Annotated in this window: 14 protein-coding genes and 1 riboswitch; of the genes, 1 reads left to right on the top strand and 13 read right to left on the bottom strand. The window is 42.2% G+C overall.

The features are described 5' to 3' along the window. Nucleotides 1-18: 18 nt before the first annotated feature. Nucleotides 19-1,770 (bottom strand): succinate dehydrogenase flavoprotein subunit, encoded by a 1,752-nt coding sequence (gene sdhA / locus BANVL01_RS04895; protein ID WP_066090634.1) that lies wholly within the window; start codon nt 1,768-1,770, stop codon nt 19-21. Between the two features lie 129 nt (nt 1,771-1,899). After that, complete coding sequence (locus tag BANVL01_RS04900) at nt 1,900-2,511, bottom strand: succinate dehydrogenase cytochrome b558 subunit (RefSeq protein ID WP_066090636.1); 612 nt, start codon at nt 2,509-2,511, stop codon at nt 1,900-1,902. A gap of 437 nt (nt 2,512-2,948) precedes the next feature. Here BANVL01_RS04900 and BANVL01_RS04905 point away from each other — a divergent pair, with 437 nt between their 5' ends. Beyond that, nucleotides 2,949-3,401, top strand: coding sequence for a YslB family protein (locus BANVL01_RS04905; protein WP_066090639.1), 453 nt, complete (start codon nt 2,949-2,951; stop codon nt 3,399-3,401). 61 nt (nt 3,402-3,462) lie between these two features. Here the strand turns inward: BANVL01_RS04905 and BANVL01_RS04910 are convergent, their stop codons facing one another. The 11 genes from BANVL01_RS04910 to polX form a co-directional block, all read right to left on the bottom strand. Beyond that, on the bottom strand, nt 3,463-4,680 hold the full coding sequence (locus BANVL01_RS04910) for an aspartate kinase (protein ID WP_066090642.1): 1,218 nt from the start codon (nt 4,678-4,680) through the stop codon (nt 3,463-3,465). A gap of 114 nt (nt 4,681-4,794) precedes the next feature. Beyond that, nucleotides 4,795-4,972: riboswitch (Lysine riboswitch) on the bottom strand. Between the two features lie 67 nt (nt 4,973-5,039). Beyond that, on the bottom strand, nt 5,040-6,815 hold the full coding sequence (gene uvrC, locus BANVL01_RS04915) for an excinuclease ABC subunit UvrC (protein ID WP_066090645.1): 1,776 nt from the start codon (nt 6,813-6,815) through the stop codon (nt 5,040-5,042). Nucleotides 6,816-6,969: 154 nt separating this feature from the next. Beyond that, the gene (gene trxA / locus BANVL01_RS04920; protein WP_066090648.1) at nt 6,970-7,284 is read right to left on the bottom strand and encodes a thioredoxin; all 315 of its coding nucleotides are present in this window, start codon (nt 7,282-7,284) and stop codon (nt 6,970-6,972) included. 165 nt (nt 7,285-7,449) lie between these two features. Next, complete coding sequence (locus BANVL01_RS04925) at nt 7,450-8,430, bottom strand: electron transfer flavoprotein subunit alpha/FixB family protein (RefSeq protein WP_066090651.1); 981 nt, start codon at nt 8,428-8,430, stop codon at nt 7,450-7,452. A 41-nt stretch (nt 8,431-8,471) separates the two neighbouring features. After that, nucleotides 8,472-9,245, bottom strand: a complete 774-nt coding sequence (locus BANVL01_RS04930; protein ID WP_066090654.1) for an electron transfer flavoprotein subunit beta/FixA family protein — start codon at nt 9,243-9,245, stop codon at nt 8,472-8,474. Nucleotides 9,246-9,351: 106 nt separating this feature from the next. Continuing rightward, nucleotides 9,352-10,125: an enoyl-CoA hydratase gene (locus BANVL01_RS04935; protein ID WP_066090657.1), complete on the bottom strand. Its 774-nt coding sequence runs from the start codon at nt 10,123-10,125 to the stop codon at nt 9,352-9,354. 31 nt (nt 10,126-10,156) lie between these two features. Then, nucleotides 10,157-10,741: a fatty acid metabolism transcriptional regulator FadR gene (fadR, locus tag BANVL01_RS04940; RefSeq protein ID WP_066090660.1), complete on the bottom strand. Its 585-nt coding sequence runs from the start codon at nt 10,739-10,741 to the stop codon at nt 10,157-10,159. Nucleotides 10,742-10,919: 178 nt separating this feature from the next. Further along, on the bottom strand, nt 10,920-12,626 hold the full coding sequence (locus tag BANVL01_RS04945) for an AMP-binding protein (RefSeq protein ID WP_066090663.1): 1,707 nt from the start codon (nt 12,624-12,626) through the stop codon (nt 10,920-10,922). A gap of 247 nt (nt 12,627-12,873) precedes the next feature. Next, a complete protein-coding gene (locus BANVL01_RS04950; protein WP_066090667.1) occupies nt 12,874-13,281 on the bottom strand; it encodes a DUF350 domain-containing protein in 408 nt (135 codons plus the stop codon). A gap of 18 nt (nt 13,282-13,299) precedes the next feature. Continuing rightward, nucleotides 13,300-15,657: an endonuclease MutS2 gene (locus BANVL01_RS04955; RefSeq protein ID WP_066090670.1), complete on the bottom strand. Its 2,358-nt coding sequence runs from the start codon at nt 15,655-15,657 to the stop codon at nt 13,300-13,302. Nucleotides 15,658-15,674: 17 nt separating this feature from the next. Beyond that, nucleotides 15,675-17,390 (bottom strand): DNA polymerase/3'-5' exonuclease PolX, encoded by a 1,716-nt coding sequence (gene polX, locus BANVL01_RS04960; protein WP_066090672.1) that lies wholly within the window; start codon nt 17,388-17,390, stop codon nt 15,675-15,677. Nucleotides 17,391-17,481: the final 91 nt, after the last annotated feature.

Consider the following 17,481-nt stretch of genomic DNA (forward strand, 5'->3'; position numbering starts at 1 on the left):
TTCCTACTCCCCTTTCTATTAATGTTTTTTCGTGTAATCGCGCTCACGCGGTTTTAGTAATGAGGTATCGACATCAGCATAATGGAATTCCGGAGCAGTCTTCGCATCAACGAAATTAGCCATTGTTGTTTTTAAGAACTCCTCATCATTCCGTTTAGGGAAATCAGGCTTATAATGAGCGCCACGGCTCTCATTCCTGTTGTATGCACCAATCGTAATGACGCGGGCCAATTGCAGCATATTTTGTAATTGACGCGTGAATGCTGCTCCTTGGTTGCTCCATTTAGATGTATCATTAATGTTAATGTTTTGGTAACGTTCCAGAAGTTCCTGAATCTTTTCGTCCGTTTTTAGCAGCTGATCGTTGTAGCGGACAACCGTTACGTTATCTGTCATCCATTCCCCTAGCTCTTTGTGAAGGACATAAGCATTTTCAGTACCACTTAGTGACATGATCGAATTCCATTTCTCTTCCTGCTCTTTCACATGACGGTCAAACACGGAAGACGATACTGCCTCAGAACTCTTCTCAAGTCCATCTATATATTTAACAGCGTTTGGTCCTGCGACCATTCCGCCGTATACAGCAGAAAGCAATGAGTTTGCACCTAATCGGTTTGCACCATGCTGTGAGTAATCACATTCACCAGCGGCAAATAGTCCTGGAATGGTTGTCATTTGGTCATAATCAACCCATAGTCCACCCATCGAATAGTGAACAGCAGGGAAAATTTTCATCGGAACTTTACGTGGATTATCGCCCATGAATTTTTCATAAATCTCGATAATACCACCCAGTTTTACATCCAATTCATGCGGATCCTTGTGAGATAAATCTAGGAATACCATGTTCTCGCCATTAATTCCAAGCTTCTGACGAACGCAAACATCAAAAATTTCACGTGTGGCAATATCCCGTGGTACAAGGTTTCCGTATGCAGGATATTTTTCTTCCAAGAAGTACCATGGCTTTCCATCTTTATATGTCCAAATCCGGCCGCCTTCACCACGTGCTGACTCACTCATTAAACGCAGCTTATCATCACCAGGGATGGCAGTAGGATGGATTTGGATCATCTCACCATTTGCGTAAGTAGCACCCTGTTGATAAACGATTGATGCAGCAGAACCAGTATTAATAACGGAGTTGGTTGACTTGCCGAAAATAATCCCAGGGCCGCCTGTTGCCATGATGACAGCATCAGCAGAGAACGATTTAATTTCCATCGTTTTAAGGTTTTGAACGACAACCCCGCGGCAGACGCCATCATCATCAATAACGGTACCAAGGAATTCCCAGCCCTCATACTTTGTCACCAAACCGTCCACTTCATGGCGGCGAACCTGTTCGTCCAATGCATAAAGTAATTGTTGGCCAGTTGTTGCACCTGCAAATGCTGTCCGGTGATGCTGTGTTCCGCCAAAGCGACGGAAATCTAGTAATCCTTCAGGAGTACGGTTAAACATAACTCCCATCCGGTCAAATAAATTAATAATAAATGGTGCCGCGTCACACATCGCCTTCACTGGAGGCTGATTCGCTAAGAAATCGCCGCCATAAACAGTATCATCAAAGTGAATCCACGGAGAATCCCCTTCACCTTTTGTATTTACTGCTCCATTAATACCGCCTTGGGCACAAACAGAGTGAGAACGCTTAACCGGAACTAACGAAAATAGTTCTACCGGTGTTCCTGATTCTGCAACTTTGATGGTAGCCATTAGGCCCGCTAAGCCGCCGCCGACTACAATCACTTTACCCTTACTCATTCGTGACTCACTCCCTCAATCAAAAATTCCTTATTTTTCCGAAGCTTTACTTAATGATAGCAAAATTTTAATCTTTAAACTTTGATAACTGTCCAGCTCCAGCGCTAAACGGGCACTTCCGCTTTTCTATTAAGAAACAAATGCAACTAGTGTTTGAACCGCAATAAAAGCTAGAACAACAAAAACACCAATTGTCACGTATGTAGAAATGACTTGTGAACGTGGTGACACAGTGATTCCCCAGCTAACTAGGAATGACCATAAACCATTGGCAAAATGGAAAATGGTTGAAAGAACCCCAACTAAATAGAAAACGAACATAAATGGTGATGAAAGAATATCATGCATCATGTCATAGGAAACCTCGGCTCCAAATGCTGCAGCTACGCGTGTTTGCCATACGTGCCATGCAATAAATATCAGTGTAATCACACCGGATATACGCTGCAGTATGTACATCCAGTTCCTATATGTACCATACCTGTTGACATTGCTATTAGCAGTAAAAGCAATATAAAGTCCATAAATTGCGTGAAATAGTATTGGTAAATAGATTACTACAGTTTCCAGAACAATCCGGAAAGGCAGATTTCCCATAAAACCTGCAGCCTTATTGAACGATTCCGGTCCTCCTGTGATAAAATGGTTGACTACAAGATGCTGCACTAGGAATAACCCGATTGGAATAACGCCCAGCAGCGAATGCAATCTGCGATTAACAAACTCTCGATTACCCGCCATTATTTTACCCCCCTTTAATTTGTAAAAAATGATGTTAAGTTTCCACTCTCTCTTATTCCCCTTCAAGAATTAAAACAAAAGCATCACTGTGACAATAATGTGACATGTCCATTTTACTCCCATCATCATAGAGCGTCAAGAAAACGGATACACAATTCTTTACTAAAAATAAAATTTTTAAAATATATTGATATTATTATGGTTTGGTATTTATTTCCTTTATTTCACTGGATGACATGATATTTAACTATATTTTCTTCTTTTTAATTACCAACTTCTTACTGTAGGAATTTTCGTCTGTAAGGAAAAGATAATTATGATGGAAAATATGAAAAAATATTGCAATATAATTAATTCTTCTATCAGTTTTTCAGAGTAAACGGTTCTGAAACTAAACACTAATTGATATAATAGAATGATAGAAAGAGGGGAAACATGTGAAAGAAAGCCAAGTTGTTGATCAAAATCTAAATGCTGTAGAACCAAGAACCATCTCCATATTCGGTTATGAACTAATCAGGGAGATCCTTCTGCCTGAGATTCTAGGGAAAGATACCCCGGAAATCTTGTATTGGGCGGGAAAACTGCTAGCACGAAAATTCCCATTACCTGATTATGATAAAGTCATCGAATTTTTCGCTGATGCTTCATGGGGCCAGCTAGAAATAAAAAAAGAAAATAAAAACGAACTTGAATTTGAACTAATCAGCCCTTTAATCGTGTCTCGTGTGAAATCAAAAGCGGAGCAATTTTTCCAGCTTGAAGCAGGCTTTCTTGCCCAGCAAATCCAACTTCAAAAAGAAGTCATCGCTGAAACCTTCGAGCACCCAGTAAAGAAATCCAATAAAGTCCAATTCACCGTCAAATGGGATAACAAAGACCACCTTTAATTCTACGGTTCATTTTCATGGTGTCAGGCACCGTCCTAAGGACGGTGCCTGACACCATTTTCTAATTATTCCCAAGTCCAAATGCTCTATGTAGGGCTTCTACTGCTTTTAGCATGTTTTTTTCTTCAACTACTGCTGAGACTTTAATTTCGGATGTGCTAACCATTTTGATTTGGATATTGTTAGTTGCTAGTACTTCGAACATTTTTGCCGCCACACCTGGGTTTGAAATCATTCCCGAGCCAACGATGGATACTTTTGCTAGTTTATTTTCTGCATCCAACTGCTCATAACCGAGAACCTCTTTATTATCTTCAAGTACATTTAGTGTCTCAAGCCAATCATTTGTATGGATGGAAAACGACAAATTGGCTGTTCCTGCTTCTGTTGTGCTTTGGATAATGATGTCAACGTTGATATTATTTTGAGCGAGCGTAGTAAAAATGGTTGATAAACTTGTTAGTGAGTTGGTGAGACCTAATACGGTAACTCTCGTGATTTCATCTTCAAATGCTACACCGCGGACAACTAGATTTTGTTCCATTGCTGCTTCCCCCTCTATGACTGTACCCTTGATTTTCTCTATACTTGAACGAACCTCAAGTCTAACCTGATAGTTTTTGGCAAACTCTACTGCCCTTGGATGCAGTACACCCGCACCTAAATTAGCGAGCTCAAGCATCTCATCATAAGAAACAGATAGTAATTTGCGGGCGTCTTTTACATACCTTGGATCGGTTGTAAACACTCCGGTCACATCCGTGTAAATATCGCATTTATCTGCTTTTAGGGCAGCCGCTAATGCTACAGCTGTTGTATCAGAACCGCCGCGACCAAGTGTGGTGATTTCGCCGTTTTCTGTTATTCCTTGGAATCCAGCCACAATGACAACTTTACTCGCTGATAGCTGGTTTTGGATGGCATCGGTATTAATATTCGAGATTCTTGCGTTTCCATGGACAGGTTCTGTCACGATTCCTGCCTGCCAGCCGGTAAAAGAAACGGCATCTATTCCTTGTTGATTCAAGGCCAATGACAGGAGCGAAATTGTCACTTGCTCACCAGTGGAAAGGAGCATATCCATATCCCGCTTATTTGGCTGTGGTGAAATTTCTTTTGCCAATCCGACAAGCTGATCGGTCGATTTTCCCATCGCGGAAACAACGACAACTACATTATTGCCCCTCTCTATCTCCTCTTTCACACATGCTGCCACATTTAAAATTTTATTTACACTGCCGACGGAGGTTCCCCCGAATTTTTGTACAATAAGCCCCATACCTGACTTCTCCCTCTTTCAATTGAATACGTTATTTTTTCCCCATTAACGCAAAAAAAGCAATGAGAAGGGCATCTCATTGCTTTATAAACACAAAAAATTCTTGCGCACACAATGTAAGATAGCTCTCCAAGACAGACGTCTTGACAATCCAGTATTTATTCAACACAGGACCAGCAAAGAAAGAAATGAGATCTTCTTTACTTCGGCGAACCTTCCCTTTTATGATTCTTCTCAGAAGCTCATCCTTCTCAGAACCACTACTCTTGAAGCTCGCACCTCTACCTTCACTTTAATACGTAAAAGTGATAGTAAATTAAATTTTCATTTATTATAGCATGTTCTTTTTTTTCTGACAATCATTCTGAATGAAGTTTATTGATTAATTCTTCTGCGACATTTATCGGAATTCCAAGTGCTGTGAAATCCTCCACACCCGCTTCTTTCATTTTTTTCACTGAGCCAAACTGTTTTAATAATAATTTTTTTCGTTTCTCGCCAATGCCTGGAATATCATCCAGCAACGATTGAAAGGCGCTTTTACCACGAAGCTGGCGGTGAAAAGTAATGGCAAAGCGGTGAACCTCATCTTGGATTCTTTGAAGTAAATAAAACTCCTGGCTGTTTCTTGCCAGTGGAACAATCCCCAATGGATTGCCGTATAGGAGCTGGGATGTTCGGTGTTTTTCATCCTTCACAAGCCCTGAAAGCGGGATATCCAAGCCTAGCTCATTTTCTAACACATCCCTGACTGCCTCCACATGCCCTTTTCCACCATCAATAATAATTAAATCCGGCAGCGGCAGTTCTTCCTTTAAGGCCCGCGAATACCTTCTTCTCGTCACTTCCCGCATTGATTCATAATCATCGGGGCCCTTAACCGATTTTATTTTGTATTTGCGATATTCTCGATTATTTGCCTTGCCATCGATAAAAACAACCATTGCCGACACGGGGTCGGTCCCTTGAATGTTGGAGTTATCAAATGCCTCAATCCGGTGAGGGGTATAGATTCCTAAAAGCTCGCCTAGGGTTTCTACCGCTTTAATTGTCCGATCCTCGTCCTTTTCAATTAAAGAAAACTTTTCATTCAGAGCAATTTTGGCATTTTTTATCGCCATTTTGACGAGGTCTTTCTTCTGCCCCCGTTGCGGCTGCAGAACTTTTACCTTCAGCAGCTGTTCTGCCAGGCTTAGATCAACTTCATTCTGTATTAAAATTTCCTTTGGTTTAAAGTGATTGGCTTTTGTATAAAATTGCCCAAGGAACGTTAAGATTTCTTCCTCTGGCTCGTTATAAATGGGAAACATGGAGACATCCCGTTCGATGAGCTTTCCTTGGCGGACAAAAAAGACCTGGACACACATCCAGCCTTTATCGACTGCATAGCCAAACACATCTCGGTCGGTGAAATCAGTCATCGTAATTTTTTGCTTTTCCATAATCGTTTCAATATGGATGATTTTATCGCGAAATTCCTTTGCCCGCTCGAAATCCAACTCTTCAGCTGCAGCGGTCATTTTTTCGGTGAGCTCTTTTTTGATTTCCTTGTAACCGCCATTTAAGAAGCGGGTAATTTCATCGGTCATTTGTTTGTATTGTTCTTCGGCGACTTCATTGACACATGGTGCCAGGCACTGCCCTAAATGGTAGTACAGGCAGACGCGATCGGGAAGCGTCGAGCATTTGCGGAGCGGATAAATCCGGTCAAGCAGTTTTTTTGTCTCATTGGCTGCGGTAACGTTTGGATATGGACCAAAGTATTTGCCTTTGTCCTTTTTTACTTTTCTTGTGATAATTAGTTTCGGATGTTTTTCCGCTGTCAGCTTTATAAACGGGTAGGTTTTGTCATCCTTCAGCATGATATTGTATTTTGGATCGTATTTTTTGATTAGGTTTAATTCCAGCAAAAGTGCTTCAATGTTGGAAGAGGTTACGATATATTCAAAGTCCTCGATTTCGTTAACAAGCCGGAGCGTTTTGCCATCGTGCGAACCTGTAAAATAAGAGCGTACACGATTTTTTAATACTTTTGCTTTCCCTACATAAATAATTGTCCCCTGCCGGTCTTTCATTAAGTAGCAGCCAGGCTGATCCGGCAGCAGTGTCAGTTTCTGCTTGATAATTTCATTCATTCCGGCCACTCCCATCCATCTTTTTTCATTATCCTTAAATTTTAAAACAAACCGCCAACAAATGATAGTGGGAGGTTTTTCTTAAAAGCCTTTCCATGCAAAAAAACCTCAGCTAGAATGGTTTCCAGCTAAGGTTTTTTGAAGTTTCAATCGTTTATACGTGCTTTTCTAATACGCTTGCTAATGCTTCTTTAGGCTGGAAGCCGACTACTTTATCAACGACTTCGCCATTTTTCATAACCAACAAGGTTGGAATGCTCATAACACCGAAATTAGCCGCTGTTTGCGGGTTGTCATCGACATCAAGCTTAGTGATTTTTACTTTATCGCCCATTTCTGAATCAAGTTCTTCAAGAACGGGAGCGATCATTTTACAAGGTCCGCACCATGGCGCCCAGAAATCTACAAGTACAAGGCCTGAACCTGTTTCAGCAGAAAAGTTTTGATCTGTTACGTGTGAAATAGCCATTTAAATTGCCCTCCTAATTAATACTGAAATACTACCGAAAGTATAACATTGATTGGAAAATCAAGCTAATAAATTGCTCTCCTCATTCATTTTCCCCTTGTTTTGTTCTATGTATTCCTAAAAAAGATGCAGCGAGCGGCATTCGCACCGCTCGCTTCACGTAAGTTATGATGAATGAACTTTTAACTTTTTAAACTCTTCTGTTAATAATGGCACCACTTCGAACAGGTCGCCGACGATTCCGTAATCCGCTATTTTAAAGATGTTTGCTTCAGGATCTTTATTGATAGCGACGATTACTTTCGAGTTGGACATGCCAGCTAAATGTTGAATCGCACCGGAAATACCGCAGGCAATGTAAAGGTCTGGTGTAACCACTTTACCGGTTTGGCCAATTTGCAGGGAGTAATCGCAATAATCGGCATCACAGGCACCACGGGATGCTCCAACAGCACCGCCTAAAACATTAGCCAATTCTTTTAGCGGTTCAAATCCTTCCGCACTCTTCACGCCGCGGCCGCCAGAGATAACCACTTTTGCTTCACTTAAATCCACGCCTTCACTAGCTTTTCTTACAACTTCTTTAATGATGGCGCGAAGGTCTTTGATGTCAACGGAAAGGGAGGAAACCTCACCGCTTCTGCTTTCATCCTGTGCTAATGGCGCAATATTATTTGGACGGACCGTCGCAAAAATTAATCCGTCGGTGACAATTTTCTTTTCAAAGGCTTTACCGGAATAAATCGGTCTTGTAAAGACGATATTTCCACCGGCTGCTTCAACGGCCACTGCATCAGAAATAAGTCCTGATGAGAGCTTGCCGGCAATTCGCGGCGCAAGATCTTTTCCGAGAGCAGTATGACCTAATACCAGCCCTTCCGGTTTTTCTTGGTCAACCACAGCTAGCAACGCTTGCGCAAAACCATCTGAAGTATATTGCTTTAATTTATCATTTTCAACTACGACAACACGGTCAGCTCCATATTGCACTAATTCTGTGCCTAAAGCGCTTACAGTTTCGCCCGCTAATACAGCGACTACTTCTCCGCCCTCTGCAACTGTTTTTGCAGCAGCAATTGCTTCAAATGATACATTTCTTAGTGATCCGTCACGAACTTCTCCTAATACCAATACTTTTCTTGCCATGTATGATGACCTCCTGAAAGAACAATTTTTGAAAAAAACGATTAGATTACTTTTGCTTCAGTATGAAGAAGTTGAACAAGTTCTTTTACCTGATCGTTTAAATCCCCAGCCAAAACTTTTCCAGCTTCTTTTTTAGGCGGCAAATAAATTTCGATTGTTTTTGTTTTTGCCTCCACATCATCTTCATCAAGATCAAGATCGTCTAATTCCAATTCATCAAGCGGCTTTTTCTTCGCTTTCATAATTCCCGGTAAGGAAGGATAGCGCGGCTCGTTCAGACCTTGCTGTGCCGTTACTAATAGCGGCAGGCTTGTTTCGATGATCTCAGAATCCCCTTCAACGTCACGAGTGACCGTTGCGCTGCTGCCATTGATTTCAAGCTTGGTAATTGTAGTCACGTAAGGAATGTTAAGCAGTTCGGCAACACGCGGGCCAACCTGTCCTGTTCCGCCATCAATGGCAACATTTCCGCCAATGATTAAATCAGCATCCTTATCTTTTAAAAATTCACCGAGAATTTTTGCTGTCGTGAATTGGTCCGCATTTTCAACATCGTCTTCTGTATTAATGAGAACGGCTTTATCTGCGCCCATCGCCAATGCAGTACGGAGCTGCTTTTCCGATTCTTCACCGCCTACAGAAATAACCGTTACTTCGCCGCCATTAGCATCGCGGACTTGGATTGCTTCTTCAATCGCATATTCGTCATATGGGTTGATGATAAATTCAGCACCATCCTCATTGATTTTTCCACCTTTAAGGGTAATCTTTTCTTCCGTATCAAAGGTTCTTTTCATCAATACATAAATGTTCATGCTAGTGGTCCCCTCCTAATATAATTTCGAGCATTCGCTCAGTTTGAAAGATTGGGAAAATTTTTTATACAAACAAAACCTTTGCGGTCAATCCGCTAAGGTAAGTTTATTCACCTTTAAAGTGAGGCTGTCTTTTTTCCATAAACGCTTGGATGCCTTCTTTTGCGTCAGCCGAGACGAATACTTCGCCAAACAGCTCCGCTTCCTTTTTCATTCCCTCATAAAACTCGGCTGTTTTCGCATAGTTTAATAGTTGAATAGCAGCGCTAATTGCGCCGGGACTTTTCTTGGTAATTTTATCAGCCAGTTTATGGGCTTTCTCCAATACTTCTTCTTCTGGATAGGCATGATTGGCTAAACCGTATTGAACGGCCTCTACTCCAGTGATAGGTTCAGAGGTAAACAGCATTTCCGCTGCTCTCGCCGTGCCAACATATTTCGGCAGACGCTGCGTGCCGGCAAATCCAGGGATTAGCCCAAGCTGCAGCTCCGGAAGACCAAGTTTAGCGGTTTCGCTGACAAGGCGGATGTGACAAGCCATCGCGAGTTCCAGACCGCCGCCAAGGGCTGCCCCATGAATTGCGGCAATAATTGGCTTTGGAAATTTCTCCATCCGGTCAAACAAATCTTGTCCATACTTGCCAAGATTGGTAAAACCTTCAGACGAAGTAACGGTGGTAAATTCTTTAATGTCCGCACCAGCCGAGAAAAAGCGCCCTTCGCCGTGAATGACAACGACCCGGATTTCACGATTCGGTTCAATTTCATCCAGCACTGCCGACAATTCCCTTAGTAGACCTGATGAAAGGGCATTTGCCGGTGGACGCTGAAGCGTGATTGTCGCGATATTGTCCTCACTAGACCATTTTAAGTATTCCAATTAAACTCCTCCTCTACCAATTTTTCAAGTGCTAGCGGCTTCTAAATCCATTAACTAAAAGACGATGGACTGGGGAAGCCAGCTTAGCGAGATCATATTTTTCCTCATTCATCACCCATGATGTTGCAGTTTCATCAATCGTACCGAAAATCATTTGGCGGGCGAGTCGGACATCGAGGTCACTTGAAAACTCTCCAGATTCTATGCCTTCGATAATAATCTTATCAATCACCTTTAAGTAGCCTTTGAGCACGTCGTTAATTCGGAGCCGTAATTCCTTGTTCGATTGGCGCAGTTCTAATTGCGTGACGATGGCTAGGTGGTGGTCCGCTGAAAGCAGGCTGAAATGAGCTTTGACCATCATTAATAACTTCTCTATCGCCGTCCCTTTTCCTGCTATCATTTGATCTATTTCTTCAATAAAGTTCCCCATTTTTTCTTCAAAGAGGGAGATAAGAATATCTTCTTTGTTTTTAAAATACAAATAAATCGTGCCGTCAGCAACTCCGGCCTGTTTGGCAATTTTTGATACCTGGGCCTGATGGTAGCCATTTTCAGCGATTACAATCACGGCTGCATCAATAATTTGCATATATTTCGGCTTCATTTTTTTCAATACTATCCCCCCTTTGAAGACAAGAATTTTACTTTTTTAAAAAAAAATATGAATGAACCATCATTCATATTTTAATAATAGTTTTTAAAATTATTTCTGTCAAGAAATTCTGAAAATACTTCTTCATACTATTGCAAATATTTCAATTAGACAAGCTATTTTCTTCAAAAAAAAATGATTAGGCGTGCTTTTTGCTTTCTTCCTCTATTTTTTGGATTTCTTCTTCCACAAGCATTCTTCTTAAAATTTTTCCAACAGCGGTCTTTGGTAATTCAGGTCTAAACTCATATAGTCGCGGCGCTTTATAGGCTGCCAGATATTTTCTTGCATATTCGTTTATTTCATCTGCGGTAATCCTCGATCCTTCTTTTAAGACAATATACGCCTTCACTGTTTCACCTCGGTACGGGTCAGGTATCCCGGCAGCGACTGCCTCGAGGACATCCGGATGCTCATACAAAACCTCTTCAATTTCCCGGGGATAAATATTAAAACCGCCAGCAATAATCATATCCTTTTTGCGGTCGACTACATAAAAATATCCCTGCTCATCCATATAGCCAAGGTCTCCAGTATACAGCCAGCCGTCACGGAGGACTTCCTTGGTGTCTTCGGGACGATTCCAGTAGCCTTTCATAATCTGCGGACCTTTTACGACAATTTCACCAATTTCCCCTATAGGTATTGGCTCACTAGTATCCATAGATAGAATCTTGGCATCTGTATCAGGATATGGAACACCGATGCTGCCCTTTACTTTCGGAGCGTCCCACAGGAAGTTGGAGTGGGTGACTGGTGAGGCTTCTGTTAATCCGTAGCCTTCAACAAGCTGTCCGCCGGTAACTTCCTCGAATTTCTGCTGGACTTCAATAGGGAGCGGGGCCGAACCGCTAATACATGCCTCAATTGATGAAAGGTCATATTTTTTCATATCGGGATGGTTTAACAGGCCAATATAAATCGTTGGTGCTCCTGGAAATAAAGTTGGACGCTGCTTTTCGATTGTTTTTAACGTGGTCAGCGCATCAAATTTTGGCAGCAGAATCATTTTATAAGCCATCTTAATCGACAATATCATGACCGTTGTCATCCCATAGACATGGAAAAAGGGAATAATTCCGAGCACAGATCCTTCCCCTGGTTTGCATTTGTATAGCCACTTTTCACTCATTTCCGTGTTGGCAATTAAATTTTTATGGGTTAACATGACACCCTTCGGAGACCCGGTCGTACCACCTGTATATTGCAGTAAGGCCACATCTTCCTCTGCATCGGAATTGTATGCGGTTACTTTTTGCGGATTGCTTTTTAATATTTCCGTAAGCAGATGGTTGTTTCCTTCATGCTTTACCTTAACGACAATTCCATATTGTTTTTTCTGGATGAAGGGATAAACGAGATTTTTTGGGAACGGCAGAAAGTCTTTGATGGCAGTGACAATGATGTGCTGTAATTCCGTTTTCGGCATTACTTTAGAAACACGCGGGTAGAGGATATCTAAGGTGATGATGGCTTTTGCTCCGGAATCCTTCATTTGATACTCAAGCTCACGTTCCGTATACAACGGATTGGTTTGGACAACAATTCCGCCAGCTAGTAAAATAGCAAAATAGCTGATTACCGCCTGTGGTGTATTCGGAAGCATGATCGCGACCCGGTCGCCTTTTGAGATAGCTAGGGTTCCTTGCAGGTAGCCGGCAAAATTTAAGGCATCTTCGTAAAGTTGTTTATAGGTCCATTCCTTCCCCATAAAATGAATGGCACTCTTTTCCGGAAACTTCTCGGCTGATTTCTGTAAGCAACTCTGTACTGGGTCTGAGGAGTATTCAAGTGTGGCAGGAATTTCTTCTGGATACACGTCCAGCCATGGTTTCGACTCCAACATACAAACCTCCCTTTTCTTTATTAAATTATTAAAAAAATTCCAACAACCACTTCTATTATAGTACAGTATTTCACGAAATGGAAACCCGGTTCCAAGTGTAATGAAAGAAAAAAATCACCGCTGATGTGGCTCACAGCGATGATTTCTCTCTAGGCAAAAAACACCATATATATAATGCCGATTAGCAAAAACAAGCCGCATAATCCAAGAAGTACCTTAGCTAATGTCTCCACAGTTTATTCTCCCCTTACGAAATTCCTGCACCAATCACATAAGATAAGCCAATCGAAATGACCATTGAAATCAAACCTACTGCTCGATTATCATTTTGGATTTCATCGTCAATCTTAAATTTTGGCGTTAAAAATTCAAAGATAAAATAGCCGGTTAATAACAGGATAAAGCCATAAATCCCCCAGCCCACCATTGTCAGTAATGAATCGTGAAGGGCAATGGTATGGCGGAATATATTGGCGACGCCAAATATTTTTCCACCGGTGGCCATCGCCACGGCTAAATTCCCTTTTTTTATCTCTTCCCAATTTTTATATTTCGTTACCGCTTCAAAAACGGCTAAAAAGACAATCATACATAAAATGACGACACTATAATAGGCCGCGATTTGAATGTATTCGTTCTCCCAAAACTGATCCATAGCTAATCTCCCCGGACATTATTTAAATTCTACGATGGTTACCCCTGAACCACCTTCTCCGGCTTCTCCAAAACGAATTTTCTTAACGGAACGATGGTTTCTTAAATATTCCTGAACTCCCTGTCTTAATGCGCCAGTACCTTTCCCATGGATAATGGAAACACGGGGATAATTGGAAAGCAGAGCATCGTCAATATATTTTTCTACTTTTAGAAGGGCATTTTCATATCTTTCGCCGCGGAGGTCAAGCTCCAGTTTTACAATGGAATCGCGCCCCTGTACAATTGCCATCGGCTTTGTTTCCACTTGTTTCGGCGTATTCATAAATTCGATATCTTTTTCTTTTACCTTCATTTTCAAAATGCCGATTTGAACCTGCCATTCATTTGCTGACAATCGTTCGACAAGTGTCCCTTTTTGGTCAAACGTAAGCACCTTCACTTCATCTCCAGGCATAAAGACTTGTTTCTTGGTTTTCTTATTAGCCAGCTTTACTGATTTTTGGATTTCCGGCGCCGCTTCCTCCAAGCGCCTCCTTGCATCAATTAATTCATGTTCCTTTATATCGGCATGCTTCTCAGTTCTCATTTTCCGCAAATCACGAATAACCTGCTCCGCCTCTTGTTTAGCCTCATCAACGAGGTCAGCTGCTTTTTCAGCTGCCTTTTCCAGCATCGCGTCTTTTTTCTCGTAAAATTCCATCATTTGCTTTTGCAAGTCCTGATGAAGCATCTCAGCAGACTTTAAATAATCTCTGGCTTCCTGATGCTCCATTTCTGCCTGGCGCTTACTCGCTTCTAATGATGCAATCATGTTATCGATTTGATTCGTATCCTCGCTCACATGTGAACGGGCTGTCTGGATAACGCGATCATTTAAGCCTAAACGTTTCGAAATTTCAAAGGCATTACTCCGGCCAGGTACCCCTAAAAGCAGCTTATAAGTTGGACTTAATGTCTCCACATCAAACTCAACACTGGCGTTTAATACCCCTTCACGATTATAGCCATACGCTTTTAATTCTGGATAGTGGGTGGTCGCGATAACCCTTGCGCCCCGATTGTGTACTTCATCTAAAATCGAAATCGCCAATGCCGCCCCTTCCTGCGGATCGGTCCCTGCCCCCAATTCATCAAATAGGACAAGGCTATTGAAATCGACACGGTTTAAGATTTCTACAATATTGACCATATGAGACGAAAACGTACTTAAGCTCTGTTCAATCGATTGCTCGTCACCAATATCGGCATAAACCGCATCAAAGACGGCAAGTTCAGAACCGTCATACGCCGGCACCTGCAATCCTGCTTGAGCCATTAACGAACACAAGCCCAGTGTTTTTAAGGTGACCGTTTTCCCGCCCGTATTTGGTCCGGTAATGACAATCGTGGTAAATTCTTCTCCGAGCATAATATCGTTGGCAACGACCTCATCGATAGGAATTAACGGATGCCGTGCTTTATATAACGCGATTCTTCCTTCATTATTCATCACCGGCATCGTTGCTTTGATCTTTTTCCCATATCTTGCTTTGGCAAAAATAAAGTCTAAATTAGCTAAGACAGCGACGATTACTTGAAGTTCGCCTTCATGCTCTGCCGCGTGAGCAGAAAGCTCAGAGAGAATTCTCTCCATTTCAAGCTGTTCCTTGACACGAATATCCTGTAATTGATTATTTAGCTGAACAATTACTTGCGGTTCAATAAATAAAGTTTGTCCTGATGCACTCTGGTCATGAATAATTCCGCCGTAGTGACCGCGGTACTCCTGTTTGACAGGAATCACAAAGCGATCATTTCGAATCGTGACAATCGCATCGGACAGCATTTTACTGGCATTCGAGGAACGAATCATGCTCTCTAACTTTTCACGAACGCGTGATTCATTGGACCTGAGCTGATGTCTTAATGAGCGCAATAGCTCACTGGCACTATCCAGCACCTCACCGCTTTCATCGATGGCCAATTTAATTGCCTGCTCAAGGTTCGTGAGCGGAATGATTTGCGCGACTTGTTCTAATAAAATCGGCAGTTCTGTTCTTTCCGCAGCAATATCGTCGATAAATCGCTTCATCTGTCGGCTGGCATGGATGGTACTTGCGATTTGGACGAGTTCGTGCGGACTGAGAACGCCGCCAATAACCGAACGCTTTATATGAGCGCGGATATCATGAATCCCTGCAAGCGGGATCATCGGCTTTATCCGAAAAACCGTCGCTGCCTCATCTGTTTCTGCTTGAAGCTTGACCACTTCTGCGAAATCGGTCGATGGCACCAGGTCCTTGATCTTGTCTCTGCCAAGTGAAGATACGGCATGCTCTAACAGCTGCTCTCTCACTTTCATAAATTCTAATACCTTTAAGGCTCGTTCTTGCATGGAGTTAAACCCTCCTCTTATCTATTATGCAAAAATTCTAGTAAGTCATCTTTATCAAGGGCATTTAGCACCGATGATTTTTTAATCCAGCCCTTTTTAGCAGCGGAAACACCAATTTCCATATGCTTTAATGTATCCAATTTGTGGGCGTCCGTATTGATGAGAATCTTGACACCGGCCTCCTGCGCTTTCCTTAAATATTCAGCCGCTAGGTCTAGCCTGTTCGGATTGGCGTTTAACTCTAGCGCGGTATTCGTTTCCTTTGCCAACTGAATAAGTAAATCGATGTCAACATCATAGCCTTCGCGGCGGCCAATTTTCCTGCCGGTTGGATGGGCAATTAAATCCACATGGGCATTGGTTAAGGCGAATTTTAGCCGCTCCATAATCTTTTCTCTTGATTGTGTAAAGGCTGAATGAATCGAAGCGATGACGAAATCCATTTCAGCAAGTAATTCGTTATCATAATCCAAGCTGCTATCAGGTAAAATGTCCATTTCAACACCGCGAAGGATGAGGAAATCATCATATTTTTTATTTAAGTTTTTGATTTCTTCTCCCTGTTTCAAAAGCCGCTCGCGTGTGAGTCCATTTGCCACCTTAAGGTATTGTGAATGATCGGTGATCGCCATGTATTGATAGCCGCGCTTCCGGCACGCTTCTGCCATTTCTTCAATCGAATGGGCACCGTCACTCCAGGTAGTGTGCATATGAAGATCGCCTTTAATATCTTCAAGCTCGATTAATTCTTCATTGGCAGTGAACGTTTCTACTTCCTTCCCGTCCTCTCTGATTTCAGGAGGAATAAACGGAAGATCAAAATGCTTGAAAAATTCCTCTTCTGAAGTGAAGGTACGGATTTCCCCAGTCTCCACGTTTTCCACGCCATACTCACTGATTTTTTCGCCGCGTTCCTTGGCAAGCTGCCGCATCCGGACATTATGTTCCTTTGAACCAGTAAAATGGTGTAAGGTCGTAATAAATTCCTCTGGTTTCACAAGCCGGAAATCAACCGAGATATCAAATTCAAAGCCTAGGACAATGGAAACCTTGGTGTCACCAGCACCAATCACTTCTTTGATATCAGGCAATTGGAGCAGCTGCTCGCGCACGCTGTCAGTGTTTTCAGTCGCAATAATAAAATCAAGGTCTTTAATGGTCTCGCGCATTCTTCTTAGACTGCCTGCCCGTGAAAAACGGATAATCTCTTGGTTCCCGGCAAGCTGCGCTTCAATTTGGTCCGCTATCGGCAGCATATAAGCAATTGGGAGCCGGTCAGGCCTTGAACCAACACTTGAGATGGCACTTAAGATTTTTTCTTCGGATTTTTTGCCAAAACCTGCGAGTGCTTGTACCTTCTCTGCTTCACAGGCTGCCTTTAAACTGGAAACATCGATGATTGCTAGTTCCTTGTAAAGTTTGGCAATTTTCTTGCCGCCAAGACCCGGCAGCTGCAGTAACGGAATCAATCCAGCCGGGACTTCTTCCTTCAGTTCTTTTAATACGGAGGAAGAACCTTCTTTTATGTATTCATCAATCACGGCGGCTGTCCCTTTGCCGATTCCTGAAATAGTAGTGTAATCCTCAATATCTGTTAAGGCGCGTTCATCGGTTTCAAGTGCACCCGCTGCCTTACGAAAGGCCGAAACCTTAAATGGGTTCTCTCCTTTTAATTCCATATAAATCGCAATCGTTTCTAATAAACGAATTATTTCTTTTTTATTGACTGACATAATATCCACCTGCCCCCCCAAGTTTAGCATCTTCATTTTATCTTATTAAGGTTAAAAAAGAAAAACTTCTCTGCTAAGGAGAAGTTCAAGC

It is taken from the genome of Neobacillus novalis NBRC 102450, from assembly GCF_001591805.1.
GTDB classification, from domain to species: domain Bacteria; phylum Bacillota; class Bacilli; order Bacillales; family Cytobacillaceae; genus Neobacillus; species Neobacillus novalis.